The sequence below is a fragment of the Actinomadura verrucosospora genome (genome assembly GCF_039540335.1).
GTDB classification, from domain to species: Bacteria; Actinomycetota; Actinomycetes; order Streptosporangiales; family Streptosporangiaceae; genus Spirillospora; species Spirillospora verrucosospora.
This window is the reverse complement of record NZ_BAABEV010000019.1, coordinates 80,958-106,881: the sequence shown is the minus strand read 5'-3', so window position 1 is coordinate 106,881 and position 25,924 is coordinate 80,958. Positions and strand designations below refer to the sequence as shown.

Sequence of the window (25,924 nt, the reverse complement as noted above, 5' to 3'; positions counted from 1 at the left end):
GGCTAGCGCAGCACCGAGATGTGGACGTGGTCGTAGTGGTTCTGGGTGATGCTCCCCCGGTCCTCCATCGGCCGCCATCCGCCGCCGCGCACGTTCCAGATGTGCTGCCTCCAGATGACGTAGGAGATGCCGAGCCGCCGCGCGTTCGCGACGGCGTACCGGGCGACCTCGTCGCCGTGCCGCTGGGCGCCGGCGGTCGGCGGCCGGCCGCCGGTGCTCTCCATGAAGTCGCAGGCGCGGCCGTCGCCGTGGTCCTGCGGATCGCCGGTGGAGCGGTGGCAGCCGATCACGGGGAAGGGGCCGAACATCCCGGCGATCTCCAGCAGGACGGTCCGCATCGTGGGCGTCATCGCGTTGCCGGTGATGGGGGAGCGGCCGCCGGACGCCCCGTCGGGCCGCCCGGTCACCCGCGGGGGGCTCTTGGGCCGCGTGCGGCCGGTGCTCTTCGGCGCGGCCAGCGTCGCCACCTTCGTGCCGCGCGGGAGCACCTTCTTCAGGCGTTTCACCAGCGCCGCGGTGTCGGCCCTCGGTGCGCTGATGACGAGGCCGTTCCCGTCCGGCAGTCCCAGCGCGCGGGCCTGGTCGCGGGACACCACGGCGCCGACGTCGCCGATGCCCATCGAGGCGTAGGCGCCGACGCGGACCCGCGCCGGGGCGGTGCTGCGGCCCGCCGGGACCACCGCGCCGAGGGGCAGCGCCCCGTCGCGGCTCTGCTCGAACGACACCGCCAGGCCGCCGGACGCGACGGTCTGCCACAGCTGGTCGGATCCGGCGGTGGGCTCGGGCGCGAACGCGCGGAAGACCGACGGGTCGACGCCGAGCAGGCCCATGCGGCGGTCGCCGACCATGGCCCGCGCGGCGTCCACGACCGCGACCCCGGCGACGCCGTCGAGCCGCTTCGCCCGCTCGACGGCCTGGGGCGGCAGCGTGGCCGTCCCGGCGACCAGCAGGTGCGGCGTGTAGCGGCGGGTCAGCGGCGCGACGGCCGGCGTCCGCGGCGCTTCGGTGACCGACACCAGGTTCCCGGGCCGGCGGGGCCCGCCGCCCGTCCGGTCCCGCGCGAGCACGGTGACGTCGGCCGCGAGGGTGAGCGCGATCCCGGCCGCGATGACCGCGGAGAGCGCCCTGCCACTGCGTCGCATCCGTTCCCGCCCCCGTCTCCGTCGCCGGTCAGTCCCACCAGAACGACCAGTTGGTCTTGCCGCGGATCTCCTCGGCGTACCCGGCGAGGGTGCCGGGCCCCTGGAAGAGGATGTCGGGGCAGAACGCCCAGTGCTCGGCCGCGACGTGCACGGCGTGCCGGGTGCTCACGGGAGGCGCGGCCACGCTGAGCTCCAGGGTGTTGAAGCCGAGCGCGACGACGCGGGCGCCGAAGCGGTCCTCCCAGCTTCGCAGGACGGCCGAGAGCGGCGCCGTCCACTCGTTGTGGTTCAGCGCGCCCTGCCAGCCGACGGCGGCGAGCGCGTCGGCGCCGCGGTCCACCGCGACCAGGCCGAGCGACATGCCGCGTGAGGCCAGGGCACGGGCGTGCCGGTCGGCCATGGCGTCCGGGTCGTCGAGCGGCACGCCGGCGGGCGCCGGGCCGGGGCACTGCCGCCCGTAGGGGGCGAGGTCGTCGTGGTCGTCGTCGGCGGCCTGCTCGGCCCAGTCCGCCCACACCTCGTACATGAACGCGTGGGGGTGGTAGTTGCCGACCTCGGCGACCGGCTCGGGGGCGATCTGGCCGGCCGCCCACGGCTGGTCGGACTCGTCCATGAGCAGCGGCCACAGGCCCGAGCGGGCGTGCTCGGCGCGGAACCGGGCCCACAGGTCGCCGCCGGCGGGCTCGTCGCTCAGCCAGAACGCGGGCCGCAGGAGGAGCTGCCGTTGCGGGTACCCGGGATCGGGCCAGACCAGGTCCCCGTCGGGCAGCGGAACCGACAGCGTCCGGGCGGGCGCGCCGTCCCCGGCGCCGCCGTCGAACAGCTGCGGCAGGTCGCCCGGCAGGTGCCGGACCTCCACATCATCCATTTCACGCCGTTCCGGTACAGAGCATGCCAGTGGCGATCGTAACGGCGGTGGGGGCCGCCCGGGGGACGAGCCGTGCGGTTCGGTCGTCCGGCCGGGCGGCCCGGTCGGGCTCAGGGCTCGCGGCGGCCGCGGAGCAGCAGGTCGATCAGGACGGCCGCGGCGGCGAGGCCGGTGACGGCGCTGACGGCGATCTGGATCAGGCCGTCTCCGAGGACCGCGTTCGACAGGACGTTCACCCCGATGAGGATGCAGATCAGGGTCCAGCGGGTGGAGTTGCTCATGGCAGTGCCTTTCAGGAGAGGGAGGGAGGGGTGCGCCGGCGCAGCACGGCGCGCGCCGGGAGGAGGATCGCGGCGGCGCCGGATCCGGCCACGCCGAGAAGGATCGCGGCGCATGCCAGGGGCGGGATCGAGGGAAGGGGAAGGCCGGTCACGCGGGCCGCGAACGCCGTCAGGGTCACCGCCGCGATGAGGGCGCCCACCGCGATGCCGGTGCCGAGCACGATCGCGGCCTCGAAGCGGAGCATCCGGAGGACCTGGCGGCGGGTGGCGCCCACCAGCCGCAGCAGCGCGAACTCGCGGCGGCGCGCCGCCGTCGCCAGCGCCAGCGTCGTGACGAGGCCGATGAGGATGAAACCCGTGATCGCGGCGACCACCAGCAGGCTGACGAAGCCCTGGAGCCTCATCTCCTGCGAGAGGCTCGTCTGGTAGGCCTCGGGGCTGAGCACCCGTGCCCCGGTATAGGCGGCGGTGGCCGCGCTCAGGTCGGCCCGCCCGCGGACGAGGACGCGGTCGTCGAGCGGCGAGGCGGAGTGTGCGGCCACGACGCCGTGGGGGAGCAGCACGTCGCCGAAACCGAGGCCGCGGTCGTAGACCGCCACGACGCGTGCCCGGATCCGCGTCCCGTCCGCGAGCCACAGCGGCGCCGTCGAGCCGACGCGCAGGCCGCCGGCGACGTCCCGGCTGAGCGCGACGGTGTCGCCCCGCAGATCGTCCAGGTGGCCGGACGACACCCCCGGGTCCAGCGTGGCGGCCGCGTCCGCGCCGACGCCGCTGCCGTTGAGCGAGCGCAGGTTCTTCTCGCCCAGCTCCTTGACCGCCATGACGACGGTGGTGTCCCTGACCGGCGTCGCGGCCGTCACGCCCGGGACGCGGCGCACCGACCCGGCGGCGCCGGACGGGAGCCCGGGGCCCGCCGCCACGACGATCCGGTCGGCGCGGTTCCCGTCCTCCGCCTGGGTCCGCGCCGCGTGGGCGACGGTGGACTGCGCGAAGAGCTGGACGCCCGCGAACGCGACCGCCAGGGCGACCGGGGTGATCAGCGACCCGGCGCGCAGGGCGGCGGCGCCGGCCGCCTGCTGGGCCATCCGCCCGGCCACCGGCGAGGCGGCCCGGGCGGCGCGGCCCAGCACCCGGTTCCCGGCCCGCGCCACCAGCGGCCCGAGGAAGGCCGTGGCGATGATCAGCGAGACGACCAGGCCGCCGATCGAGGCGTTCGCGGCGGCCCCCGTGGCGCCCGCCGAGAAACCGAGGGCGTTCAGGCCGGCGACGAGGAAGGCGGCGCCCGTGACGACGCGCCAGCGGGGCAGGCGCGGGTTCTCGGCGGCGGCCTCGCCCAGCGCCTCCACGGGCCGGATCCGCGACGGCCGCAGCGAGGCGAGGAACGCGGTCGCGGTGGCGGCGAGCAGTGTGATCGCGACCGCCGCGAGGACGGGCAGCGGGCCGAGCGCCAGGCCGAAGCCGTCCGGCAGGACGCCCTCGCGGACCATCGCCGCGTGCAGCGCGGCGCCCGCCGCGAGGGACAGCGCGCCGCCGGTCAGCGCGGCCGGAGCCCCCACCCGCAGCGTCTCGCGCAGGAGCCGTCCCCGCACCTGGCCCGGCGTCGCCCCGACCGCCCGCAGCAGCGCGAACTCGCGTGCCCGCTCCCGCACCGACAGCACGATCAGGCCGCCGACGACCACGAGGGCGGTCATCACGCCGACCCCGCCGAGCGAGGCGGACAGCTCCACGATGTCGGGGCGCGCGGAGGCGACGGCCGGGTCCTCGGCGTCGCCGCGCGCCGCGCCGAAGGAGACGGCGAGCCCGGGAGCGGCCCCGCGGAGCGCGTCCTCGTCGGGGTCGCCGAGCACCGCGAGGGCGTCGGCGAGGCCCGGGCGCCCGTCGAGGGCCGCGGCCGTCGCCGCGGTGAAGAACGCCGCCGCGGGGCCCTCGGCGACGAGCCCGGACACCCGGTAGGGGCGGGGCGGTCCGTTTACCTGGATCCGGACCACGGCCCCGGGCGCCAGGCCCGAGGACCGGCTCAGCACGACCTCGTCCGGCGCCCGCGGTGCCCGGCCCGCGCTCAGCCGGTAGGGCCGCAGCGCGGCCGACTCCCAGCCGTGTCCGGTCACCGGCCGCCCCGAGGAGAGCACGGCGGGGAAGGACACGTCCGCGACCACGGCCCGCACGCCCGGTACGGCCCGCAGCCGGGCCGCGGCCGAGACCGGGACGGGGGCGGGCTCGGTCAGCGGCCGGCTCTGCTTCTCCGGCTCGTCCGCGAACCTCCCCATCCGGTCCGTGACGCTCCGCGGGCCGGTCACGACCGCGGCGGCGGCGCCGAACCGCTCGACCGGCGCGTGCGCCCGCAGCGCCGACTCCAGCAGCACCCCGCACGCCCCGACGAGCGTCGCCGCGAACGTCAGCGCGACGAAGACCCCGGCGAACGCCCCCCTGCCCTTCACGGCTCCGCGCTTCACAGCGTCTCCCAGCGGGACAGGACGGCCGACGGGGTCGGGGACGCCAGCTCGTCGACGATGCGGCCGCGGCTGAGGAACAGCACCGAGTCGGCCCACGCGGCGGCCGCCGGGTCGTGGGTGACCAGGACGACCGTCTGGCCGGTCAGGTCGACGGCCTCGCGCAGCATCCGCAGGACGTCGCGGGCCGTGCGCGGGTCGAGGGCGCCGGTCGGCTCGTCGGCGAAGACGACCTCGGGGCGGGTGATCAGGGCGCGGGCGAGGGCGGCGCGCTGCTGCTGCCCGCCCGACAGCTCGGCGGGGCGGTGCCGCAGCCGGTCCGCGAGGCCCACCCGCCGGACGATCTCCTCCAGCCGGGCCGGGTCGGGCTCCGTGCCGCCCAGCCGCAGGGGGAGCGTGATGTTCTGCTCGACGTCCATGGCCGGGACCAGGTTGAACGCCTGGAACACGAACCCGATCCGCTCCCGGCGCAGCCGCGTCCGCTTCGCCTCGCTGAGCCCGCCGATGTCCACGCCGCCGATCCGGACCGTGCCGCCGCTCGGGCGGTCGAGCCCGGACGCGCAGTGCAGGAACGTGCTCTTGCCGGACCCGGACGGCCCCATCACCGCGGTGAACCCGCCGCGGCGGAACGTCCAGGTGACGCCGTCCAGGGCCCGCACGTCCCCGTAGGTCTTGGTGACCGTGTCCAGGCGCACCGCCTCCGCGGTCGCCTCGGCCGTCATCGTGGTCATGGTGCCTCTCCGTGGATTGCCGCCTCTCACCTGGACGAACCTAGGTTTCGCGGGGGTCCGGGCACATGGGCGCGCACTCCCGAAACGGTGGTGTAGCGGGCTACACCATCGGCCTGGGGGCAGACCTGGGTGCGGGGGTCGCCGGCGTCGCCTACGGTGTGCTGCGAGGTGACATGAACCGAGCCCTGAGACGCAGCGCGGAGGCGACCGGCGAGCTGGTCGGCGCCCTGCGCACCGGCCTGCCCGCGATGGCCGGGCTCGTCCCGCTCGTGGCGGCGCTGGCCCTGTCGTTCCTCGTGCTGCCGTGGCTCCCGACGGCCGTCAAGCCCCTGCGTGCGCTCGCGAACGCCGAACGGCGACGGGCCGGGCGCGTCCTCGGCCGCGAGATCCCCGAGCCGTACCGGCCGCCCTCCGGCGAGGGGCTCGGCGGGGCGGGGCGCCTGCTGCGATCGCCCTCCACGTGGCGGGACGCGGCCTGGATGGCGGCGCACGGGCTCACCGCTCTGGCCGCCGCCGCGGTCGCGGTCGCGGTGTGGCCGGCGATCCCGTTCACGCTCTCGCTGCCGCTGTGGTGGTGGGCGGCGCCCGAGGGCTCCCAGGCGGCGTTCATCACCTTGGACAGCTGGCCCAAGGCGCTGACGATGCCGTTCCTGCAGGGCGCCTTCGACCTGGGCATCCTGCTGTGGCTGGTGCCGCGGATCCGTTGGTGGCAGGCCAGGCTCGCCGAGGTGCTGCTGTCGCCCACCCGGCGCACCAGCCTCGCCGAGCGGGTCGAGGAGCTGGCCGAGACCCGCGCCGAGGCCCTGGAAGCGCACGGCGCCGAGCTGCGCCGCATCGAGCGCGACCTGCACGACGGGACGCAGGCCCAGCTCGTCGCCGCCGCCCTGCGGCTCGGCCTCGCCGACCGCCGCTTCGACGCCGATCCCGACGCGGCCCGGACGCTGTTCCTGGAGGCCCGGGAGGGCGTCGAGGAGGCGCTCGCGCAGCTGCGGACGGTGATCCGCGGCATCTACCCGCCGATCCTGTCCGACCGCGGCCTGGCCGGGGCGCTGCTGGCCCTCGCCGCCGGGCAGCCGATCCCCGTCGAGCTGGACGTCGAGGACGGCAGGGCGCCCGCCGCCGTCGAGGCCGCCGCCTACTTCGTCGTGGCCGAGGCGCTCACCAACATCGCCAGGCACAGCGGCGCCCGGCACGGATGGGTCGCGCTCCGGCGCGAACCCGCCCGCCTCACGATCACCGTGCGGGATGATGGCAAGGGCGGGGCCGACCCGGACCGGGGCAGCGGGCTCGCGGGCGTCCGCCGCCGGGTGGCGGCGCTCGACGGGACGACCCGCCTCGACAGCCCCGACGGGGGAGGGACGACGCTTCAGGTGGAGCTGCCGTGCGGATCGTGATCGCGGAGGACAGCGTCCTGCTCCGCGAGGGCCTGGCCATGCTGCTGGACGCGGGCGGCCACGAGGTGGTCGCCGCCGCGGGCAGCGGCCCCGACGTGCTGCCCGCCCTGCTGGAGCACCGCCCGGACGCCGCCGTCCTGGACGTGCGGCTGCCGCCGGGGTTCCGCGACGAGGGGCTGCGCGCGGCGATCGAGGCGCGCAGGCGGCTGCCGGGCCTGCCGGTGCTGGTTCTGTCGCAGTACGTCGAGCAGACCTACGCCGCCGAGCTGCTCGCCGGCGGCGCCGGGGGCGTCGGCTACCTGCTCAAGGACCGGGTCGGCCGCGTCGACGAGTTCCTCGACGCCCTCGACCGCGTCGCCGCCGGCGGCACCGCCCTCGACCCCGAGGTCGTGTCCCAGCTGATGACGTCCCGGCACGACCCCCTCCAGGAGCTCACACCGCGCGAGCGCGAGGTCCTCGGGCTGATGGCGCAGGGCCTCGACAACGCCACGATCGCCGCGACCCTCGTCATCACCGAGCGGTCGGTGAGCAAGCACATCGGCGCCGTGTTCGCCAAGCTCGGCCTGCCGCCCACCGACGGCGGGCACCGCCGCGTGCTCGCCGTCCTGGCCTACCTGAACTCGTGAGGCTGCGCCGGGCCGCCCGCGCCCTCCTGCTGGACGGCGACGCGCTCGTCCTGCTGCGCCGCACCGTGCCCGGCCGTCCCGTCTACTGGACGACCCCGGGCGGCGGGATCGAGCCGGCCGACGCCTCGCCCGAGGCCGCCCTGCGCCGCGAGCTGGACGAGGAACTCGGCGCGACCGCCGGACCCGTCCGGCAGGTCTTCGCGTGCGCGGAGCAGGCCCCCGAGCTGCACCGCCTCACCGCCTTCTACGTCTGCCGCCTGGTGACGATGGACCTCTCGCGCCGGCACGGCCCCGAGTTCGACGACCCCTCGAAGGGCCGCTACGACGTCGACCTCGTCCCGTGCACTCCCGCCGTCCTCGGGCACCTGAACCTCGTCCCCGAGGTGCTCACCGCCTACCTGCGCCACCACGCCGGCGACCTCCCCGAGCTCGTTCCCTAGCGGGGCCGGGCGGCCAGCGCGATCAGGTCGGCCAGCTCCGGGAGCGGGAACGGCGTGTCGTGCAGGCGGCTCGTCGCGATCCGCAGGTGCGGGCCGGACGGGACGATCTGGTAGCGGCTGCCGGGCGCCGCGGCGACGCCGTGCGCGGCCAGCGTGACCAGGGCGCCGGACTCGTCGGCGACCGGGACCCACAGCATCAGGCCGTCGCGGTTGCCCGTCGGCACGCCCCGCTCGGCGAGCGCGGCGGCCAGCCCGTCGCGGCGCTCGGCGTAGGCCAGGCGCGCCCGTGCCACGATCTCGTCGGCGGCGGGGTCGGTCAGCAGGTGCGCCAGGGCGTCCTGGAGGACGCGGCTCGTCCAGCCGGTGCCGAAGCTGCGCAGGACCCGGACCCGCTCCACCGGTTCGGCCGCGCCGCCGATCACGGCGATGCGCAGGTCGGGGCCGTGCGACTTGGAGTAGGAGCGCACGAGGACGGTGCGGTCCGGCAGGTGGGCCCCGACGCTGACGGCCGGTGAGGCGGACGCCTCGCCGGTGCCGTCGTCCTCGATCACGAGGGTGCTGACGGGCGCGAGGAGCGCGGCGAGCGCGGCGGCCCGCGCGGGGGTGAGCGCGTGGCCCCGGGGCGTGTGGGCGCGCGGCTGGTACACGAACGCGGCCGGCGCCTCCGCCAGGGCCTCGGCGAGGGATTCCGGCTCCGGGCCCTCGGCGTCGCAGGCCACCGGGACGACCTCAGCCCCCTGCGCCTCCAGGATGTCCAGCAGCCGGGCGCCGGTCGGGTCCTCCACGGCGATCCGGTCGCCCGGGACGGCGACGGTCTGGCAGACGAGCTGGACGCCCTCGTAGCCGCCGCCCGCGGTGAGCATGGCGGCGGCGGGGAAGGGCCAGCCCGGCTCGACGGCGGCGCGCAGCGCGGGAGTGATGGTCTCGCGGGTGTAGTCGTTCAGGTGCGGGGTCCGCGCTCCGACCGCGAGCGCCGCGTCCAGGGGCGGCAGCAGCGCCGGGTCGGGCGCGGCGACGGCGAGGTCGATCGCGAGCCGGGTGCCGAACTCCCCGATTCGCTCGTACCGCGCGGGGTGCGGGACGTTCGGCGGGCCGATCACCACGGTGCCGCGCCGCCGCTGGGCGCTGACGACGCGGTGCCGGCGCAGCGTCGCCCAGGCGTCGGCGACGGTGCCGGGGCTCACCCCGAGCTCCGCCGCGAGGCCGCGGACGGTCGGCAGCCGGGTGCCCGCCGGGATCTCACCGCCGCGGATCAGGCCGGTCATCGCCGCGGCGATGCCCCGGGCCGTGCGGTCGCCGATGCGCTCGGCCAGCCACGCCGCGTCGGTCACGCTACCTCCGGACAAGTTATGTGCAGTAACAAAACGCCCATTGTACTGGCTACAAACAGACCCTAAAGTCGGATCCCATCGCGCCCCGATGTGCGGGCAAACCCCCTTCTACGTGCAGAGATGGAGTGCTGTGCCGATTCCACGGATACGTCTGGCGGTGCGGGACTGGGACCATCTGGTCCCGCTGCTGACCGGCCGGACCGGCGCCCGGGGGGCGGCCCTGGAGGTCGAGACCCGCGACGCCACCCCCGACGTCCTCGCCGAGCCGGGCCTGGACGGCGGCGAGACGTCCTTCAGCCGCTACGCCCTCGCGCGCGCGGCCGGCGACGACCGGCTCGTGGGCCTGCCGGTGTTCCTCATGCGAGGCTTCCGGCACCGCTGCGTGCTCGTCCGCTGGAGCAGCGGCCTCTCCTCCCCGCGGGACCTGGCGGGCGCCACGATCGGGCTCACCGGCTGGCCCGACTCCGGCAACACCTGGACGCGGGCGCTGCTGCGGGCCGAGGGCGTCGACCTGTCCGGCATCCAGTGGCGCGTCGGGTCGCTCGCGGCCGGCGAGACCGGCAAGGACCGCGTCGGCCCCCGCCCGCTGCCCGGCAACGTGCGGGTCACGGGCACGCCCCTCGTCGAGGGGCTCGCCGACGGGAGCCTCGACGCGATCTTCACCCCGTTCATGCCCCCGGAGATGTTCACCGCCGGCGGCCGCTTCCGCCACCTCTACGGCGACTACCGCGCCGCCGAGACGGCCTACTACGCCGGGACCGGTTTCGTCCCCGGCATCCACCTCCTCGCCCTCAAGCGCGAGGTCGTGAACGCCCACCCCTGGCTCCCCGAGGCCGTCCAGGAGGCCTTCGCGGCGTCCAAGCGCCTCTGGCTGGAGCGCCGCCGGCTGCTCGCCGACACCACGCCCTGGCTGCTGGACGAGCTGGAGGCGCAGGCGCGGATCTTCGGACCCGACTGGATGCCCTACGGGACCGAGGCCAACGCCGCCATGACCGCCGCGTTCTGCGCGGAACTGTACGAGCAGGGCATCGCGCCCCGCCCGATCAAGGCCGAGGAGCTCTTCGGATGAGGATCGCCGTGGGCCAGTTCGCCTCCACCGAGGACTGGCAGACCAACCTCAAGACCTGCATGACGCTGATCGACGAGGCCGTCCAGGGCGGCGCCGGCCTGCTGGTGCTGCCCGAGGACTCCCTCGCCCTGTTCATCGACGAGCCCGCCCGCATCACCGGCGCGGCGCAGCCGCTGGACGGCCCCTTCGTCACCGGCCTGCGCGCCCACAGCGAAGGCTCGCGCACCACGATCGTCGCGGGCGTCCACGAACCGGCCGGGGACGGCAAGGTCCACAACACCCTCGTCGCCGTCCGCGACGGCGAGCTCGTCGCCGCCTACCGCAAGGTCCACCTGTACGACGCGTTCGGCGCGCGGGAGTCCGACCGGGTGGCGCCCGGCGACGGAGAGCCCGTGGTCGTCGACTGCGACGGCTGGAAGGTGGGCCTCATGACCTGCTACGACGTAAGATTCCCGGAAATGGCCAGGCTGCTGGTCGACGCGGGCGCCGACGTGCTCGCGCTGCCGGCCGCCTGGGTGCGCGGCCCCGCGAAGGAGCGGCACTGGGAGGTCATGGTGACCGCCCGGGCGCTGGAGAACACCTGCTACGTCGCGGCGTCGGGGGAGTGCGGCCGCCGCAACATCGGATCGAGCATGGTCGTCGACCCGCTCGGCACCGTCCGCGACCGGCTGGGCGACCGGCCCGGCCTCCTGTGGGCCATCGCCGACCAGGAGGAACTGGCCGAGGCCCGCCGCGCGCTGCCCGTGCTCGCCAACCGCCGCTTCCGCGTCGACCCGTCCATCCGCCCCCTGAAGGAGACCGCATGAGACGCGCCATCGCCGCCCTGGCGGCGGCGGCCCTGCTCGCGGGGACCGCCGCGTGCGGGGCGAACCCGCCCGAGGCCGAGGGGATCCTCAACGGCGAGTCCTCGCAGGGCGTCGGCGCCGCCGACCTGCGCCAGACGCTCGACCACGGGCTGCACGACCGGCTCCCCGCCAAGAACAAGGCGTCCGGAACGCTGATCTCGGCCAACAACGGCTCGTTCCCGCCCTACGAGATCGCGGGCTCGGACGGCCGGTCGCTGAGCGGCGCCTCCGCCGACCTGTCCACCGCGCTCAGCCAGCTGCTCGGCGTCAAGATCGAGCACGTGACCGTGGACGGGCTGCCCAGCCTGCTCACCGGCATCAAGGCCGACCGGTACGACTTCGCGATGGGCCCGGTCGGCGACTTCCCCGAGCGCGAGAGCGCCAACGACTTCGTCGACTGGGTCCGCGAGTTCGTCGTCTTCGCCGTCCCGAAGGGCAACCCCAGGCACATCGGGTCCATCGCCGACACGTGCGGGATGAAGATCTCGGTGATGGCGGGCGGGTCGGCCGAGGACGTCGTCAAGTCTCAGTCGGCCACGTGCGTCCAGCAGGGCAAGCCCGCGGTGCAGGTGCAGTCCTACAAGGACCAGCCGACCGCGATTCTCGCCGTCAGGTCCCACCGGGCCGACGGCTTCTTCTCCTCGCAGGCGCCGCTCAGCTACTTCGTGAAGCAGTCGGGCGACGACCTGGAGCTCGCCGGGACGGGCAAGGCCAACGGGTTCGACGACCTCTACCAGGGCTCGGTCGTCGCCAAGGACTCGCCGCTGCGGGACGTCCTGCTCGACGGGTTCCGCAAGCTGATCGAGAACGGCACGTACAAGAAGGTCATGACCAAGTGGGGCCTGACCGCCAACATGCTCGACAAGCCGGGCGTGAACCTGGCGCCGAGGAAGGGGTGAGCCGAGGTGACCATGACCAAGGAGCATCCGCGCGGCACCGTCGGCGACGTCGACGTGACGGGCGCGGCGCACGTGCGGCACCCGCTGCGGTGGCTCGCCTCGCTCGTCGTGCTCGTGCTGGCCGCCCAGTTCGCCCACCTGCTGTGGACCAACGACAACTTCCAGTGGGACGTCGTCGGCCGCTACATGAACGCCTCCATCATCGGAGACGGCATCGCCATCACGCTCGAGCTGACCGTCATCGCGATGGCGGTCGGCATCGCGGGCGGTGTCATGCTCGCGGTGGGGCGGCTCTCGGACAACCCGCTGCTGCGCGCCGCGTGCGGCCTGTACGTGTGGTTCTTCCGCGGCGTGCCCGTGCTGGTGCAGCTCGTGCTCTGGTACAACCTGTCGGCGCTGCTGCCGCGGCTGTCGGTCGGCGTCCCGTTCGGGCCGGAGTTCCTGCACGGCGACACCAACCACCTCATCACCCCGCTGATCGCCGCCATCCTCGGGCTCGGCCTCAACGAGGCGGCCTACATGGCGGAGATCATCCGCGGCGGGCTGCTCGCCGTGGACCCCGGCCAGACCGAGGCCGCCCAGGCGCTCGGCATGGGCGGCGCCCGCACCTTCCGGCGGATCGTGCTGCCGCAGGCGATGCGGTTCATCGTCCCGCCGACCGGCAGCCAGGTGATCAACATGCTCAAGGCCACCTCGCTGGTCAGCGTGATCGCCCTCGCCGACCTGCTCTACACCGTCCAGTCCATCTACAACCGGACGTTCCAGACCATCCCGCTGCTGCTCGTCGCCTGCCTCTGGTACCTGGTGATCACCTCGATCCTGTACGTCGGGCAGTCGTTCATCGAGCACCACTACTCGCGCGGCGCCACCCGCGACGCCCGGCAGGGCTTCTGGGACTTCGTCCTCATGCGGCGCCGCCGTCCCGCCCCGGAGGTGTCGCCGTGACCGCGCTGGAGAAGGAACCGCCGACGGCCGTCGTCCCGATGGTGCGGGCGCGCGGCGTCCGCAAGAGGTTCGGACACCTGGAGGTACTGAAGGGCGTCGACCTGGACGTGGGCACCGGCGAGGTCGTCGTGATCCTCGGGCCGTCCGGTTCGGGCAAGTCGACGTTCCTGCGGTGCGTGAACCACCTGGAGACCATCGACGGCGGCTCGGTCCACGTGGACGGCGAGCTGATCGGGTTCAGCGTGTCCGGCGGGAAGCCCCGGCACCTGCGCAAGCGCGAGGTCACGCGGCAGCGCCGCGAGATCGGCATGGTGTTCCAGCAGTTCAACCTGTTCCCGCACCTCACCGTCCTGCAGAACGTCATGGAGGCGCCGACCGGCGTGCGCGGCGACTCCCGCGCCGAGGCCCGGGCGCGCGCCGGCGAGCTGCTGGCCAAGGTCGGCCTCGCCGACAAGGCGGGCGGCTACCCCCGCCATCTGTCCGGCGGGCAGCAGCAGCGCGTCGCGATCGCCCGCGCGCTGGCGATGCGGCCGAAGCTGATGCTGTTCGACGAGCCGACCTCCGCACTGGACCCCGAGCTGGTCGGGGACGTGCTGGACACCATGAAGACCCTCGCCGAGGAGGGCCTCACCATGATCGTCGTCACGCACGAGATCGGCTTCGCGCGCGAGGTCGCCGATCGCGTCGTCTTCATGGACGGCGGTGTCATCGTGGAGTCCGGCAGCCCCTCGGAGGTCCTGGACCACCCGCGCAACGAGCGCACGAAGGCCTTCCTCAGCAAGGTGCTCTGACCGGCCGCCGCCCGGCCGGCGCGGCGGGGGCCGCCGGCCGGGTATGGCGAAGGCGTGATACCGCGAGGCCGGGAAGGGTATTTGATCGTCTCCCGGGCGGACGGGAGGCTGGTCCTGGAGCGGAGGTGCGTTCGTGGACGATCTGGGCGACTGGCCGGGCAGTCAGCTGAGCGACGAGGAACTGGACGTCGCCTACAACGTGCGCAGGAAGGCCGGTCCCGAGCTGTTCGACCGGCACATGGCCCGGTACCGGGCCATGTCGGAGGCGGCGGTCGAGGGGCTGCCCGGGCGCCCGGGGATCGTCTACGACGAGGCGAGCGGGGAGCGGCTCGACGTCTGGGGCGCCGGCGAAGGGCTGCGGCCGGTGTTCGTGTTCCTGCACGGCGGCTACTGGATGGCCCTGTCGCGGGACGTGTCGTCGTTCATGGCGAGGATGCTGCACGAGCAGGGCGTCGCGACCGTGGTGCCCGACTACACGCTGGCGCCGAAGGCGACGCTGGAGGAGATCGTCCGGCAGGTGCGGGCGGCCGTGGCCTGGGTGCACCGGCACGGGCGCGAGCACGGACTCGACCCCGACCGCATCGTGGTGGGCGGCAGCTCGGCGGGCGGGCACCTGACCGGGATGACGATGGTCGGCGGCTGGCAGGAGCCGCTCGGGCTGCCCGCCGACGTCGTCAAGGCCGCGATGCCGTTCAGCGGGCTGTTCGACATCCGCCCGATCACCCGCGTCTACGTCAACGAGGCCGTGCGGCTGGACCTGCCGCGGGCCGCGGCGCTGAGCCCGGCGCTGCTGCCGGCGCCGTACCGCTGCCCGGCCGTCCTCGTCGTCGCCCAGGACGACGGGGAGGGCTTCCTCGCGCAGTCCCGGCTGTTCCATCCGCACTGGGACGCCGGAGACCTGATGGTCGTGCCGGGCCGCGACCACTTCGACGTGGTCCTCGACCTGGCGGATCCGGACTCCGCGGTGGGCCGGGCGCTCGTCGACCTGGTCCGCGCGGTGTGATCAGCCTGCGGTGATCTCGGCGGCGGCGCGGCGGAGATGGTCGAGCATCAGCCGGGCCGACGGAGTCGGGGCGCGGTGCGCGGGCAGCGTGACGCCCACCTGGCGGCGGACGGTCTCCAGCGGCACGGGCAGCGGCGCGATGTCGGCGTCGGTCCGCGCGACCAGCTCGGGAAGGGCGGCGATCATGTCGGTGTCGCGGACGAGGGTGCGGACGGTCAGCACCGACGTGCACTCGACCAGGTTGCCGGGCGGGTCCAGGCCTTCGGCGCGGAAGACCTGTTCCAGCTCCGACCGCAGCGCCGTCTGCTCCAGGGGCAGCACCCAGGGGTAGGCGAGCAGGTCGGCCAGGCCGAGGCCCGCGACGGAGCGCGCGGGATGGCCCCGGCGGGCGACGAGGCGGACGGGTTCGCCGTAGAGGGTGATCTGGCGCAGGCCGCGCAGGTCCCCGATCGGGTTGAGGCGGCCGAGGATCAGGTCGATCTCGCCGTCCAGCAGGCGGGGGACCTGCGCGTCGAAGGTGGCCTCCTGGACGATCACGGTGACGCCGGGACGGTCCCGCTTCAGCGCGGCGATCGCGCGGGGGAGCAGGACGCTGGAGCCCGCGAGCAGCGTGCCGATCGTGACCGTGCCGACCTCGCCGTCGGCCAGGCCGCTGATGCGCTCGCCGGCGCGGCGGAGCTCGGCCAGGACGGCGCGGGCGTGCTCGACGAACGCGTCGCCGAACATCGTCGGGGTCATGCCGCGCGGGCCGCGGGTGAACAGCTCGACGCCGAGGATGCCCTCCACCTCGCGCAGGCTGCGCGTCACGGCGGGCTGCGCGAGCCGCAGGTGCTCGGCGGCCCGCAGGACGCTGCCCTGGTCGGCGACGGCGACGACGAGCACCAGGTGCCGCAGCTTGAGCCGTCCGTTGAGCAGGTCGATCGCGCGCATGCCGACTTGTTATCACAGTTCTGTCATATCCGGTGGCTCCGGGGTCACCGCCCGGGTATGGCGGCGGGGTCGAGGTATCCCTCGGCCTGGAGGGCGAAGAGCTCGGCGTAGCGCCCGCCGGCCGCCATCAGCGAGGCGTGGGTGCCGTGCTCGGCGATCCGGCCGCCGGCGAGCACGTAGATGTGGTCGGCCGTCCGGACGGTCGAGAAGCGGTGCGAGATGAGCAGCACGGTGCGTCCGGCGAGCAGGCCCCTGAGGCGCTCGAACAGGTCGTGCTCGGCGCGGGCGTCGAGGGTGGCGGTCGGCTCGTCCAGGATGACGAACGGCGCGTCGCGGAAGAACGCCCGGGCGAGCGCCACCCGCTGCCACTGGCCGCCGGACAGGTCGACGCCTCCGGCGAACTGCGGTCCGAGCAGCGTCCCGTAGCCGTCCGGCAGCCCGCGCAGGAACCGGTCCGCCCCGGCGGCGAGCGCGGCCCGCTCGACGGCCCGCCGGTCGCCGGCGCGCTCGGGCCTGCCGAGGGCGATGTTGTCGGACGCCGGCAGCAGGTAGCGCTCGAAGTCCTGGAAGAGCACGGCGACGGAGGCGCGCAGCTCCTCCGGGTCGGCGCCCGCGACGTCGACCCCGTCGTAGAGGATCCGCCCCGACTCCGGCCGGTACAGGTGCGACAGCAGCTTCGCCAGGGTCGTCTTGCCGGAGCCGTTCTCGCCCACCAGCGCGACGACCTGGCCCGCCCTGATCGTGAGGTCGACGCCGTCCAGCGCGGGGCGGGACGCCGCGGGGTAGCCGAATCCGAGGTTCTCGGCCGTCAGCACCTGGAAGGGCGGCGGCGCGGGCTCGGCGTGCGCGCGCTCCGGCGGGCTGAGGAACGACCTGAGGTCGCGGACGAACGGCGCCGCCTCGAAGAGCTGGTCGGTGCCCGCCGCGGCGGCGCGGAGGCGGGAGGCCAGCAGCAGGACGGCGGTGGCGGAGGCGGCCGCGTCGGCCGCCGGCATGGCGCCGGTCGCCGCGCGCGCCAGCAGCGGGCCGAGCACCGCCGCGACCGCGAGGCCGCTGACCGCCCGCGCCAGCAGCGTGATGCGCAGCCGGCGGCGGACGGTCCGGCGGATCTCGCCGAGCCGCTCGCGGGTGCGGGCCTCCCAGCGGGCCCGCAGGTGCGGGGCCAGCCCGAAGGCGCGGACCTCCGCGGCCGCGCGGCGGCTGGTCAGCACGTCCAGCAGGTAGCTGCGCTCGCGTTCCGCGGGCGTCAGCCGGAACAGCGCGCCGTACAGCACCTGCCCGCTCTTCAGCCCCGCCAGCCACAGCGGCGCCCCCGCCGCCACGGTCGCCGGGACGAGCAGCGGCTCGATCGCGGCGAGGGCGAGCGCCACCCCGGCCGTGGCCATCAGCGCGCCGGTGAGGGCCCCGAGGCCCTGGACGACCTGGTGCGGGCGGATCCGCGCGCTCATCGAGGCCCGCTCCAGCCGGTTGTGGAACGCGGGCCGTTCGAACTCCTCGAGGTCGACGGCGCAGGCGACGTCCAGGATCCGGCCCATCGCGTACCGGTTGAGCTGCTCGCTCAGCACCTCGTCGCGGGACGAGGCGACCGAGACCGCCACGGCGACGAGGGCGGTCAGGGCGAGCACGACCGCGCCCTGCGCCAGGACGGCCGCCAGGTCGGCGCCGCCGAGCGCCCGGTCGAGCAGCCGCCGCCCGCCGAGGACGGGCAGCACCAGGCCGAGGCCTCCGGCCGCCTGCAGCGCGGTGACGAGCGCGAACTCCCGGGGCGCCGCCGCCACCGCGAGGCGGACGGCCCCGAGGACCAGGCCCGGGAGCCGCCGCAGGCCGGCCTGCGGCGGCTCCGTCCACTCGGCCGCGGTGACCGGCGGCGGATCGTCCATCAGTAGCCGACCTGCTCCACCTCACCGCGCCGGAACGGACCGCCCCGCATCAGCAGGTCCGCGATGCGGTCGCCGAGCGGCAGGCCGAGGTCATTCTGCATCCACATGAACTGGCCGTTCGGGTTGGACTCCAGGAAGACGTGCTCGCCGTCCGGGGTGACGATGAAGTCGACCGCGGCGTAGACGAGCCCGAGCCGGTCCATCAGCGCCTGCGTGCGCCGCACGACGTCCTCCGGCAGCGGCCGGTAGTCGCCGTAGCGCAGCTCGGTGTCGGCGCGCCAGTCGATCCGCGTCCGCTCCGCGCCCTGCGAGTCGATCACGACGGGGAAGTAGGCGTCGCCGATGATCGTGAGCCGGACCTCGTAGGCCTTCTCGATGTACTCCTGGAACTGGCAGAGGGTGTGCCGCACCCGGGGGAGGTGGTCGTGGATCTCCTCGCCGAGCACGGCGGTGTAGAGGCCGGAGGGGAACGCGCCGGGATAGTGGACCACCCCGCCGCTGAGCGACTTGTAGACGAGCGACCCCTCGCCCTCCTGCTTCACCAGCCGGGCGACCTCGTCGGGGTCGTTGGTCAGCAGCGTCCGCGGGACGCGGAGCCCGGCCTCCTTCGCGAGCTTGAGCTGGTACGGCTTGAGGTCGGCGACCGCGTCCAGGTCGGGGCGGTTCATCCAGAGGCAGTCGGTCGAGCGCAGGATGCCGCCGATGCCGTGCAGGGCCTCGTGGCGGGCGAACTCGCGTTCGGCCTCGCCCATCTCCTCGCCGAAGTCGAAGGCGGTGGGCCGCCGGTACCAGACGCCCGCCAGGGCGCGAAGGTCGACCTCCCGGTCGATCTCGCCGTCGTGGTGGCGCATCACCGCCCGGTCGGCGCCGTCGAAGTCGGACGTGGTGAAGCTCAGGCTGCGCGGGAAGTAGCTGGTGTCCACCCGGACGACCCGGGCGCCCTTCGCCGTGAGGCTCCGGACGACCGGGTCGACCGTGGGGTCGAAGTCCTGCGTGAGGACGAGGACCTCGGCCTGGCCGCCCACCGTCAGGCGCACACGTCGTCGAGGATCTTGTCGCCCCAGGGCGGCACGCCTGATCCCGTGGTCGTGTAGGAGCTGTAGCCGGCGGTGACGTCCTCGCCGTCCGGGCCGACCCAGGTCTGGGTCACGGGGTCGTAGTGGCCCGCCTGCGGGTCGGCCGCCGGGGCGCCGTCGTCGGGCGTGCCCCACGGGGTGGAGTAGGCGTAGCCGAACGGCCGCTCGTCACCGTCCGGGGTGGGGACCGCCGCCGGGTCGAACCCGGCGTGGTCGGGGGAGATGAAGGCGCGCGTGGTGCGGAGCGCGGGCCTGGTCAGTGTTCCGGGCATGGGCGTGCCTTTCTGCTGGGCGGACATGCGGGTCCGACATTCGGGCGTGCGGGGACGACGCGGGAGCGCGCGAGGGGGAGCGAGGAGGGCGGGGGAGGACCCGTGGGCGCCGCTAGGGGGAGGTCGGCTCGGTGATCCCGATGATCCCCGGGATGTCGCCGGAGAAGGTCCAGGTCAGGCTGGTGCGGTCGTAGTGGCCCGCCGCGAGTCTCGTCGTCCGCTCCGGTTCGTGCTCGTCGGGGCGCTCGTAGAGGTAGGCCAGCGGGGCGCGGGGGCTGGTGCGGGTTCGGGCCCGGGACTCGGTCGGCCTGGCGCGGACGACCAGGTCACCGCCGTCGAGCTCGGGCGGGTCGAGACGGAGGAAGGGGGGCGGGTCCAGCGGGCCGGTGCCGCGGGTCATGACAGCGGGCCTCCCGGAGATCACCGGCGATCACAAGATCAAAGTGACATGGATCACCGGCCTCGGCAAGGCGCGGTCATGTCCGTATCCGGCCAGCGGACGGGGAGGGCCGGGCATAGCCGTTCGGTCATAGCCGCAGGGGGATTTGGTATTTGCCAGGCATAGCTTCGCGGGCGAGTATCGGGGAGTCGAGCCACGCGGGAGGGGACGGATGAAGGCTGAGCACTACGTCGGCGGGGTGTTCCGTTCGGACGGTCCGGCCTTCCCCCTCATCGCGCCCGCGGACGGCACCGAGCTCGGCTCCGTCCCCGAGGCCACGCGGGAGGTCGTCGACGACGCCGTGGCCGCGGCCCGTTCCGCGCTGAAGGGCCCCTGGGGCGCGATGGCCGCCGAGGAGCGGGCCGCGGCGCTGCGGCGCGTCGCCGACGGCATCCAGGCGCGGTTCGAGGAGTTCGTGGACGCCGAGGTCGCCGACACCGGCCGGCCCCGCGCGTTCGCCGAGACCGTCGACGTGCCCCGCGCCGTCGGCAACTTCCGCGCCTACGCCGACCTGCTGTACGGGCGCCCGGAGCGCGCCTACACCACGCGCGTCCCGGGGTGGAGCTCCGGGACGGGCGAGGCGCTCAACTACACGGTGCGGCGGCCGCTCGGGGTCGTGGCGGTCGTCTCGCCGTGGAACCTGCCGCTGCTGCTGTCGACCTGGAAGATCGCGCCCGCGCTCGCGTGCGGGAACGCCGTGGTGGCCAAGCCCTCGGAGGAGACGCCCTCGACCGCGACGCTGCTCGCCCGGGTGATCGACGAGGCGGGCCTGCCCGGCGGGGTGTTCAACCTGGTGCACGGGCACGGCCCCGGCGCGGCCGGTGAGTTCCTCACCGGGCACCCCGGGGTGGACGCGATCGCGTTCACCGGCGAGTCGGCCACCGGCGCCGCGATCATGCGGAACGCCGCCGACCACGTCACCCCCGTCTCGTTCGAGCTGGGCGGCAAGAACCCCGCGCTCGTCTTCGCCGACGCCGACCTGGACGCCGCCGTCGACGGGACGGTCCGCTCCTCCTTCACCCACTCCGGGCAGATCTGCCTGTGCACCGAGCGCGTCTACGTGGAGCGCCCCGTCTTCGAGGAGTTCGTCGCGAGGCTCGGCGAGCGGGCCCGCGCGCTGGACGGCTACGGCCCGATGATCTCGGCCGGGCACCGCGACAAGGTCCTGTCGTACCTCCGGCTCGCCCGCGAGGAGGGCGCCACGGTCGTCGCCGGCGGCGGCGCCCCGCGGTTCGGGGACGCCCGGGACGGCGGCTTCCACGTCGAGCCGACCGTCCTCACCGGGCTCCCCGAGACCGCCCGGGCGGTGCGGGAGGAGATCTTCGGGCCGGTCTGCCACGTCGCGCCGTTCGACACCGAGGACGAGGCCCTCGCGCTCGCCAACGACAGCCCCTACGGGCTCGCCGCCACGGTGTGGACGCGGGACCTGTCGCGCGCGCACCGGGTCGCGCCGCGCGTCGAGACCGGGATCGTCTGGGTGAACTGCTGGAACCTGCGCGACCTGCGCACCCCGTTCGGCGGCGTGAAGGCCTCCGGGATCGGCAGGGAGGGGGGAGAGTACTCCCTGGACTTCTTCTCCGAACCCGTCAACGTCTGCGTCCAGATCTGAGAGCGAGCCCAGTGACCACGAACATCGAGGCCGCCGCCGAGCGGCTCCTCGGCGCCCACGCCGGCGGCACGCCGTGCGCGCCCGTCCGCGACCTGATCACCACGGCGGACGACGCCTACGCCGTCCAGGACCGGCTGACCGACCGCTGGCTGGGGGAGGGGCGCCGCCTCGTCGGCCGCAAGATCGGCCTGACGTCGCGCGCCGTCCAGGCGCAGATCGGGGTGGACAGCCCCGACTTCGGGATGCTGTTCGCCGACATGGCCGTCCCGGACGGGGAGGAGATCCCCGCCGGCGCCGTGCTGCAGCCGCGCGCCGAGGCGGAGGTCGCCCTCGTGCTGGAGCGCGACCTGACCCACGAGCGGCACACCGCCGCCGACGTCATCCGCGCGACGGCGTTCGCGCTGCCCGCCATCGAGGTGGTCGGCAGCCGCGTCCGCGACTGGGACATCACGCTCGCCGACACGGTCGCCGACAACGCCTCCTCCGGCATGTACGCGCTCGGCAACCGCCCCGTCCCGCTCGCGGACGTCGACCTGCGCCTGTGCGGGATGGTGATGGAGCGGCGCGGCGAGCAGGTCTCGACCGGCAACGGCGCCGCCTGCCTCGGGCACCCGCTGAACGCCGCGCTCTGGCTCGCCGACACCCTCGTCCGCGTCGGCCGCCCCCTGCGCGCCGGCGACACCGTCCTGACCGGCGCGCTCGGCCCCGTGGTCCCGGCCGGTCCGGGCGACGTGTTCGAGGCGCGCATCGACGGACTCGGCGACGTCCGCGTCGCCTTCGGCAAGGAGGAGTCCTGATGGCGGACGTGCACGCGCTCGCGGCGGCGCTCGACGAGGCCGCCCGGGACGTCCGGGCGATCCCGAAGCTGACCGCCCGGACGCCGCTGGACGTGGCGACGGCGTACGCGGTGCAGCGCGCCGGGATCGAGCGGCGGCGCCGCCGGGGCGAGCGGCTCGCCGGGGTGAAGATGGGGTTCACCAGCCGCGCCAAGATGGTCCAGATGGGCGTGGACGACGTCATCTGGGGCCTGCTGACCGACGGCATGGCGGCCGAGTCCTCGGTGGACGTGTCCCGCCTCATCCACCCGCGGATCGAGCCCGAGATCGCCTATCTGATCGGCCGGGAGGTCCGCTCCGCGGCCGAGGTCGAGTCCGCCGTGGCGGGCGTCGCCGTCGGGTTCGAGGTGCTCGACTCCCGCTACGAGGACTTCGCGTTCACGCTCCCGGACGTCATCGCCGACAACGCCTCGGCGGCGCGGTTCGGCGTCGGCGCCTGGCACGCGCCCCGCGACCTGTCGAACGCCGGGCTGCTGCTGGAGATCGACGGCCGGCCGGTGCAGACGGGCTCGTCCGCCGCGATCCTCGGGGACCCGGCGCGGTCGCTGCGGGCGGCGGCCCGGCTCGCGCTCGGCGCCGGAATGACGCTGGAGCCGGGCTGGATCGTCCTCGCCGGCGCCGCGACGGCCGCGGTCCCGCTGCCGAAGGACGCCCACGTCCGGGTCGTCGGCGCGGGCCTCGGCGCCGTGGAGGTGACGACCTGATGGACGACGCGATCCTCGTCGAGGGCAAGGCCCCGCCGCGCGGCCGGTTCCCGCACCTGCGTCGGGCCGGCGACCTGGTCTTCGTGTCCGGGACGAGCTCGCGCCGCCCGGACGGGACGTTCGCCGGGGCGAGCGCCGACGCGATGGGCGTCACCGACCTCGACGTCCGGGAGCAGACCCGCGCCGTCATCGAGAACATCCGCGACCTGCTGGAGGCGGCCGGCGGCGGCCTGTCCGACGTCGTCAGCGTCACCACCTACCTGGTGAGCATGAACGACTTCGGCGGCTACAACGAGGTCTACGGCGAGTACTTCGACGAGACCGGGCCCGCCCGCACGACCGTCGCCGTCCACCAGCTCCCGCACCCGCACCTGCTCATCGAGATCTCGTGCGTCGCGCACATCCCGCAGGCGACGCGGACCGGAAAGGAGGGCGGAGCATGACCCTGCCCCAGCTGTCGTTCGGACGGCCGTTCAACTTCGACGCCTGGATCGAGGAGCACCGGGACCTGCTGAAGCCGCCGGTCGGCAACGTCCAGGTCTTCGACGACGCCGGGCTGATCATCATGGTGGTCGGCGGGCCCAACCAGCGCACCGACTTCCACGACGACCCGACCGAGGAGTTCTTCTACCAGCTCAAGGGCAACATGGTGCTGCGGGTCATGGAGGAGGAGGGCCGTCCGCCCACCGACCTGCAGATCAACGAGGGCGACGTCTTCCTGCTGCCCCCGCACGTCCGGCACTCGCCGCAGCGGCCCGAGCCCGGGTCGATCGGCCTGGTCGTGGAGATCCCGCGCCCGGAGGGCCTCACGGAGGCGTTCGAGTGGTACTGCACCGAGTGCCACCACCTCGTCCACCGCGCCGAGCTCCAGGTCCGCTCGATCGTGGACGACCTGCCGCCCGCCTTCGAGCGCTTCTACGGCGGCGACCGCAAGTGCCCGAACTGCGGCGCGGTGCACCCGGGCCGCCAGTGGCCGCGGTCCATGACTCCGACGACGGCGCCCCGTGTCTGACGGGGCCTCGGTGACGGTCTTCGACGTCCACACGCACGTCTTCCCGGTGATCGGCCGCGACGAGGGGCGGATGCTCGCCGACGAGGGCCAGCCGTGGCTGCGGGTCGACGGCGGAGGCGCCGGCATGATGATGTGCGGCGACGCGGAGTACCGCCCCGTCGGGGAGGCGCTCTGGGACGCCGCGCGCCGCGTGGCCGACATGGACGCCGCGGGCGTCGACCGGCAGGCCGTCTCGTCCACGCCGCTGATGTTCGGGTACGCGGCCGAGCCGTCCCGCGCCGCCGACTGGTGCGACTTCGTGAACGACCGCATCCTGGCGTTCTGCTCGGACGCCCCCGACCGGCTCCTGCCGCTGTGCCAGGTGCCGCTCCAGGATCCTGAGCTCGCCTGCGCGGTCGCCGAGCGGGCGGCCGCCGCCGGGCACCGCGGCGTCCACATCGGCAACCATGTCGGCGACCGCAACCTCGACGACGAGGGGATCACGGCGTTCCTCGCGTACTGCGCGGAACTCGGCCTGCCCGTCCTCGCGCACCCGTGGGACATGCTCGGCGCCGACCGGATGCGCGGCCACATGCTGCCGTGGCTGGCGGGCATGCCCGCCGAGACGCAGCTGAGCATCCTCGGGCTGATGCTGTCGGGCGCGTTCGAACGGCTCCCCGAGTCCCTGCGGCTGTGCTTCTGCCATGGCGGCGGCAGCTTCGCGTTCCTGCTCGGGCGGGCCGACAACGCCTGGCACCGCCGCGACATCGTGCGCGCCGACTCGCCGCGCCCCCCGTCGGAGTACGTCGGCCGGTTCCACGTCGACTCGGCCGTGTTCGACCCTCGCGCGCTCCGCCTGCTGGTGGACGTGATGGGCCCCGAACGGGTCATGCTCGGCACCGACTACCCGTTCCCGCTCGGCGAGAAGGACCCCGGCGCGACGATCCGCGCGTGCCCCGGTCTGGACGACGCCGAGCGCGCCCTGCTGCTCGGCGGCAACGCGGAGGCGTTCTTCGCGCCCGCCCTCGACCTGGTGACCACCGAAGGAATGGCGCAGTGACCCTGGAGGACGAGGCGCGGCGCCTCGACGAGACCGATCCGCTGCCCACGCTGCGCGGGGAGTTCCTCATCCCGCCCGCGCCGGGCGGGCCGCACGCGGAGGCCGCCTACTTCGCGGGCAACTCGCTCGGGCTCCAGCCGAAGAGCGCGGCCGGGCTGCTCCGCGAGGAGCTGGACGACTGGGCGCGGCTCGCCGTCGAGGCCCACACGCAGGGCCGCCGCCCCTGGGTGGCGTACCACGAGCTGCTCCGCGAGCCCGCCGCCCGCCTCGTGGGCGCGCTTGCGCACGAGGTCGTCGCGATGAACTCGCTGACGGTCAACCTGCACCTGATGATGGCGAGCTTCTACCGGCCCGCCGGGACGCGCACCCGCATCGTCATCGAGGACGCGGCGTTCCCGTCCGACTCCTACGCGGTGGCGAGCCAGGCCGTCCACCACGGGCTCGACCCGGCCGCGACGGTCGTGCGGCTCAGGCCCCGCGACGGCGAGGACGCGCTGCGCACCGAGGACGTCCTCGCGTTCCTCGACCGCGAGGGCGACACGGTCGCGCTCGTCCTGCTCGGCGGGGTCAACTACCTGACCGGCCAGCTCATGGACATGGCGGCGATCACCAAGGCGGGCCGGGCCGCCGGCGCCGTCGTCGGCTGGGACCTCGCCCACGCCGCCGGGAACGTCCCCCTGCGGCTGCACGACTGGGACGTGGACTTCGCCGCCTGGTGCACCTACAAGTACCTCAACGGCGGACCCGGCGCCGTCGCGGGATGCTTCGTCCACGAGCGGCACGTGCGGGACGCCTCCGTGCCGAAGCTGGCGGGCTGGTGGGGCACCGACCCCGCCGTCCGGTTCCGGATGGACCCCGACATCGCGCCGCCCGCCTCCGCCGACGCCTGGCAGCTGTCCAACCCGCCGATCATGGCGCTGGCGCCGGTGCTGGCCTCCCTGGAGATCTTCGACCGGGTGGGAATGGACGCGCTGCGCGCCAAGAGCAGGCGCCTGACCGGCTACCTGGCGGACCGGCTCGCCGGGATCGGCGCCGAGGTCGTCACGCCTTCCGACCCGTCGGCGCGCGGCGCGCAGCTGTCGGTGCGGGGGGCGGACGCGGGCGGGCTCGTCCGGCGGCTCGCCGAGGCCCACGGCGTCGTCGCCGACGCGCGCGAGCCCGATGTCGTCCGCCTCGCGCCCGTCCCGCTGTACTGCACGTTCCACGACTGCCACCGCGCCGCCGCGGCCCTCGCGGATCTTCTTTAGGTGTGTCGGTGCATGGGCTCGCCCCGCATCGGGTAAGTTCGTCTGCGTTGCACGATGGCGTCGGC

At 74.8% G+C, this 25,924-nt stretch carries 27 protein-coding genes; 16 read left to right on the top strand and 11 right to left on the bottom strand.

Annotation, left to right across the window (positions count from 1 at the left end; all coding sequences use genetic code 11):
* Nucleotides 1-2: 2 nt before the first annotated feature.
* From ABD944_RS21615 to ABD944_RS21595, 5 genes are all read right to left on the bottom strand, one after another.
* Nucleotides 3-1,142: a VldE C-terminal domain-containing protein gene (locus tag ABD944_RS21615; RefSeq protein ID WP_345179145.1), complete on the bottom strand. Its 1,140-nt coding sequence runs from the start codon at nt 1,140-1,142 to the stop codon at nt 3-5.
* 28 nt (nt 1,143-1,170) lie between these two features.
* Nucleotides 1,171-2,010, bottom strand: a complete 840-nt coding sequence (locus ABD944_RS21610) for a DUF4253 domain-containing protein (RefSeq protein ID WP_345179142.1) — start codon at nt 2,008-2,010, stop codon at nt 1,171-1,173.
* 110 nt (nt 2,011-2,120) lie between these two features.
* Nucleotides 2,121-2,291 carry a hypothetical protein gene (locus tag ABD944_RS21605; protein ID WP_345179141.1) on the bottom strand — a complete coding sequence of 57 codons (171 nt, stop codon included), beginning with the start codon at nt 2,289-2,291 and terminating at the stop codon, nt 2,121-2,123.
* An 11-nt stretch (nt 2,292-2,302) separates the two neighbouring features.
* Entirely contained in the window at nt 2,303-4,744 is a 2,442-nt protein-coding gene (locus ABD944_RS21600) for an FtsX-like permease family protein (RefSeq protein WP_345179138.1), read from the bottom strand.
* The gene (locus ABD944_RS21595) at nt 4,741-5,472 is read right to left on the bottom strand and encodes an ABC transporter ATP-binding protein (RefSeq protein WP_345179135.1); all 732 of its coding nucleotides are present in this window, start codon (nt 5,470-5,472) and stop codon (nt 4,741-4,743) included. Before ABD944_RS21595 ends, ABD944_RS21600 begins: the two co-directional genes overlap by 4 nt.
* Before the next feature lie 173 nt (nt 5,473-5,645).
* Here ABD944_RS21595 and ABD944_RS21590 point away from each other — a divergent pair, with 173 nt between their 5' ends.
* From ABD944_RS21590 to ABD944_RS21580, 3 genes are read left to right on the top strand one after another with little or no spacing between them, the layout of a single operon-like run.
* Nucleotides 5,646-6,866, top strand: a complete 1,221-nt coding sequence (locus tag ABD944_RS21590; RefSeq protein WP_345179133.1) for a sensor histidine kinase — start codon at nt 5,646-5,648, stop codon at nt 6,864-6,866.
* A complete protein-coding gene (locus ABD944_RS21585) occupies nt 6,854-7,492 on the top strand; it encodes a response regulator transcription factor (protein WP_345179131.1) in 639 nt (212 codons plus the stop codon). The genes ABD944_RS21590 and ABD944_RS21585 overlap by 13 nt, the downstream gene beginning before the upstream one ends.
* Complete coding sequence (locus tag ABD944_RS21580) at nt 7,489-7,932, top strand: NUDIX domain-containing protein (RefSeq protein WP_345179130.1); 444 nt, start codon at nt 7,489-7,491, stop codon at nt 7,930-7,932. The genes ABD944_RS21585 and ABD944_RS21580 overlap by 4 nt, the downstream gene beginning before the upstream one ends.
* Here ABD944_RS21580 and ABD944_RS21575 read toward each other — a convergent pair.
* Nucleotides 7,929-9,263 carry an aminotransferase class I/II-fold pyridoxal phosphate-dependent enzyme gene (locus tag ABD944_RS21575; RefSeq protein ID WP_345179127.1) on the bottom strand — a complete coding sequence of 445 codons (1,335 nt, stop codon included), beginning with the start codon at nt 9,261-9,263 and terminating at the stop codon, nt 7,929-7,931. The two genes, ABD944_RS21580 and ABD944_RS21575, sit on opposite strands and share 4 nt — an antisense overlap.
* 130 nt (nt 9,264-9,393) lie before the next feature.
* On the opposite strand from ABD944_RS21575, the gene ABD944_RS21570 reads away from it, so the two are divergent.
* From ABD944_RS21570 to ABD944_RS21545, 6 genes are all read left to right on the top strand, one after another.
* Nucleotides 9,394-10,332 carry a substrate-binding domain-containing protein gene (locus ABD944_RS21570; protein WP_345179126.1) on the top strand — a complete coding sequence of 313 codons (939 nt, stop codon included), beginning with the start codon at nt 9,394-9,396 and terminating at the stop codon, nt 10,330-10,332.
* Nucleotides 10,329-11,138 (top strand): deaminated glutathione amidase, encoded by an 810-nt coding sequence (locus tag ABD944_RS21565; protein WP_345179125.1) that lies wholly within the window; start codon nt 10,329-10,331, stop codon nt 11,136-11,138. Before ABD944_RS21570 ends, ABD944_RS21565 begins: the two co-directional genes overlap by 4 nt.
* A complete protein-coding gene (locus tag ABD944_RS21560; protein WP_345179123.1) occupies nt 11,135-12,076 on the top strand; it encodes an ABC transporter substrate-binding protein in 942 nt (313 codons plus the stop codon). Before ABD944_RS21565 ends, ABD944_RS21560 begins: the two co-directional genes overlap by 4 nt.
* A 12-nt stretch (nt 12,077-12,088) precedes the next feature.
* Nucleotides 12,089-13,021: an amino acid ABC transporter permease gene (locus ABD944_RS21555; protein ID WP_345179221.1), complete on the top strand. Its 933-nt coding sequence runs from the start codon at nt 12,089-12,091 to the stop codon at nt 13,019-13,021.
* A 38-nt stretch (nt 13,022-13,059) separates the two neighbouring features.
* Nucleotides 13,060-13,812, top strand: coding sequence for an amino acid ABC transporter ATP-binding protein (locus ABD944_RS21550; protein ID WP_345179220.1), 753 nt, complete (start codon nt 13,060-13,062; stop codon nt 13,810-13,812).
* A gap of 133 nt (nt 13,813-13,945) precedes the next feature.
* Nucleotides 13,946-14,815 (top strand): alpha/beta hydrolase, encoded by an 870-nt coding sequence (locus ABD944_RS21545; protein ID WP_345179121.1) that lies wholly within the window; start codon nt 13,946-13,948, stop codon nt 14,813-14,815.
* Here ABD944_RS21545 and ABD944_RS21540 read toward each other — a convergent pair whose 3' ends face one another.
* From ABD944_RS21540 to ABD944_RS21520, 5 genes are all read right to left on the bottom strand, one after another.
* Nucleotides 14,816-15,745 (bottom strand): LysR substrate-binding domain-containing protein, encoded by a 930-nt coding sequence (locus tag ABD944_RS21540; protein WP_345179119.1) that lies wholly within the window; start codon nt 15,743-15,745, stop codon nt 14,816-14,818.
* Nucleotides 15,746-15,789: 44 nt separating this feature from the next.
* Nucleotides 15,790-17,625: an ABC transporter ATP-binding protein gene (locus tag ABD944_RS21535; RefSeq protein WP_345179118.1), complete on the bottom strand. Its 1,836-nt coding sequence runs from the start codon at nt 17,623-17,625 to the stop codon at nt 15,790-15,792.
* Nucleotides 17,625-18,662, bottom strand: a complete 1,038-nt coding sequence (locus ABD944_RS21530; RefSeq protein WP_345179117.1) for an MvdC/MvdD family ATP grasp protein — start codon at nt 18,660-18,662, stop codon at nt 17,625-17,627. The genes ABD944_RS21535 and ABD944_RS21530 overlap by 1 nt, the downstream gene beginning before the upstream one ends.
* On the bottom strand, nt 18,653-18,973 hold the full coding sequence (locus ABD944_RS21525) for a hypothetical protein (protein WP_345179113.1): 321 nt from the start codon (nt 18,971-18,973) through the stop codon (nt 18,653-18,655). The genes ABD944_RS21530 and ABD944_RS21525 overlap by 10 nt, the downstream gene beginning before the upstream one ends.
* Nucleotides 18,974-19,085: 112 nt before the next feature.
* Entirely contained in the window at nt 19,086-19,373 is a 288-nt protein-coding gene (locus ABD944_RS21520; RefSeq protein WP_345179112.1) for a hypothetical protein, read from the bottom strand.
* A gap of 211 nt (nt 19,374-19,584) precedes the next feature.
* Here ABD944_RS21520 and ABD944_RS21515 point away from each other — a divergent pair, with 211 nt between their 5' ends.
* Genes ABD944_RS21515 through kynU form a run of 7 tightly spaced genes read left to right on the top strand, consistent with a single transcriptional unit; the run spans nt 19,585 to nt 25,859 of the window.
* A complete protein-coding gene (locus ABD944_RS21515) occupies nt 19,585-21,021 on the top strand; it encodes a 2-hydroxymuconic semialdehyde dehydrogenase (protein ID WP_345179110.1) in 1,437 nt (478 codons plus the stop codon).
* Between the two features lie 11 nt (nt 21,022-21,032).
* Nucleotides 21,033-21,818 (top strand): 2-keto-4-pentenoate hydratase, encoded by a 786-nt coding sequence (locus ABD944_RS21510; RefSeq protein WP_345179108.1) that lies wholly within the window; start codon nt 21,033-21,035, stop codon nt 21,816-21,818.
* Nucleotides 21,818-22,561: a 2-keto-4-pentenoate hydratase gene (locus ABD944_RS21505; RefSeq protein WP_345179106.1), complete on the top strand. Its 744-nt coding sequence runs from the start codon at nt 21,818-21,820 to the stop codon at nt 22,559-22,561. The genes ABD944_RS21510 and ABD944_RS21505 overlap by 1 nt, the downstream gene beginning before the upstream one ends.
* A complete protein-coding gene (locus ABD944_RS21500) occupies nt 22,561-23,004 on the top strand; it encodes a RidA family protein (RefSeq protein ID WP_179848452.1) in 444 nt (147 codons plus the stop codon). Before ABD944_RS21505 ends, ABD944_RS21500 begins: the two co-directional genes overlap by 1 nt.
* On the top strand, nt 23,001-23,573 hold the full coding sequence (locus tag ABD944_RS21495; RefSeq protein ID WP_345179103.1) for a 3-hydroxyanthranilate 3,4-dioxygenase: 573 nt from the start codon (nt 23,001-23,003) through the stop codon (nt 23,571-23,573). The genes ABD944_RS21500 and ABD944_RS21495 overlap by 4 nt, the downstream gene beginning before the upstream one ends.
* Nucleotides 23,566-24,612 (top strand): amidohydrolase family protein, encoded by a 1,047-nt coding sequence (locus ABD944_RS21490; RefSeq protein ID WP_345179101.1) that lies wholly within the window; start codon nt 23,566-23,568, stop codon nt 24,610-24,612. The genes ABD944_RS21495 and ABD944_RS21490 overlap by 8 nt, the downstream gene beginning before the upstream one ends.
* Nucleotides 24,609-25,859, top strand: coding sequence for a kynureninase (gene kynU, locus ABD944_RS21485; protein ID WP_345179100.1), 1,251 nt, complete (start codon nt 24,609-24,611; stop codon nt 25,857-25,859). Before ABD944_RS21490 ends, kynU begins: the two co-directional genes overlap by 4 nt.
* The last annotated feature ends 65 nt before the right edge of the window (nt 25,860-25,924 follow it).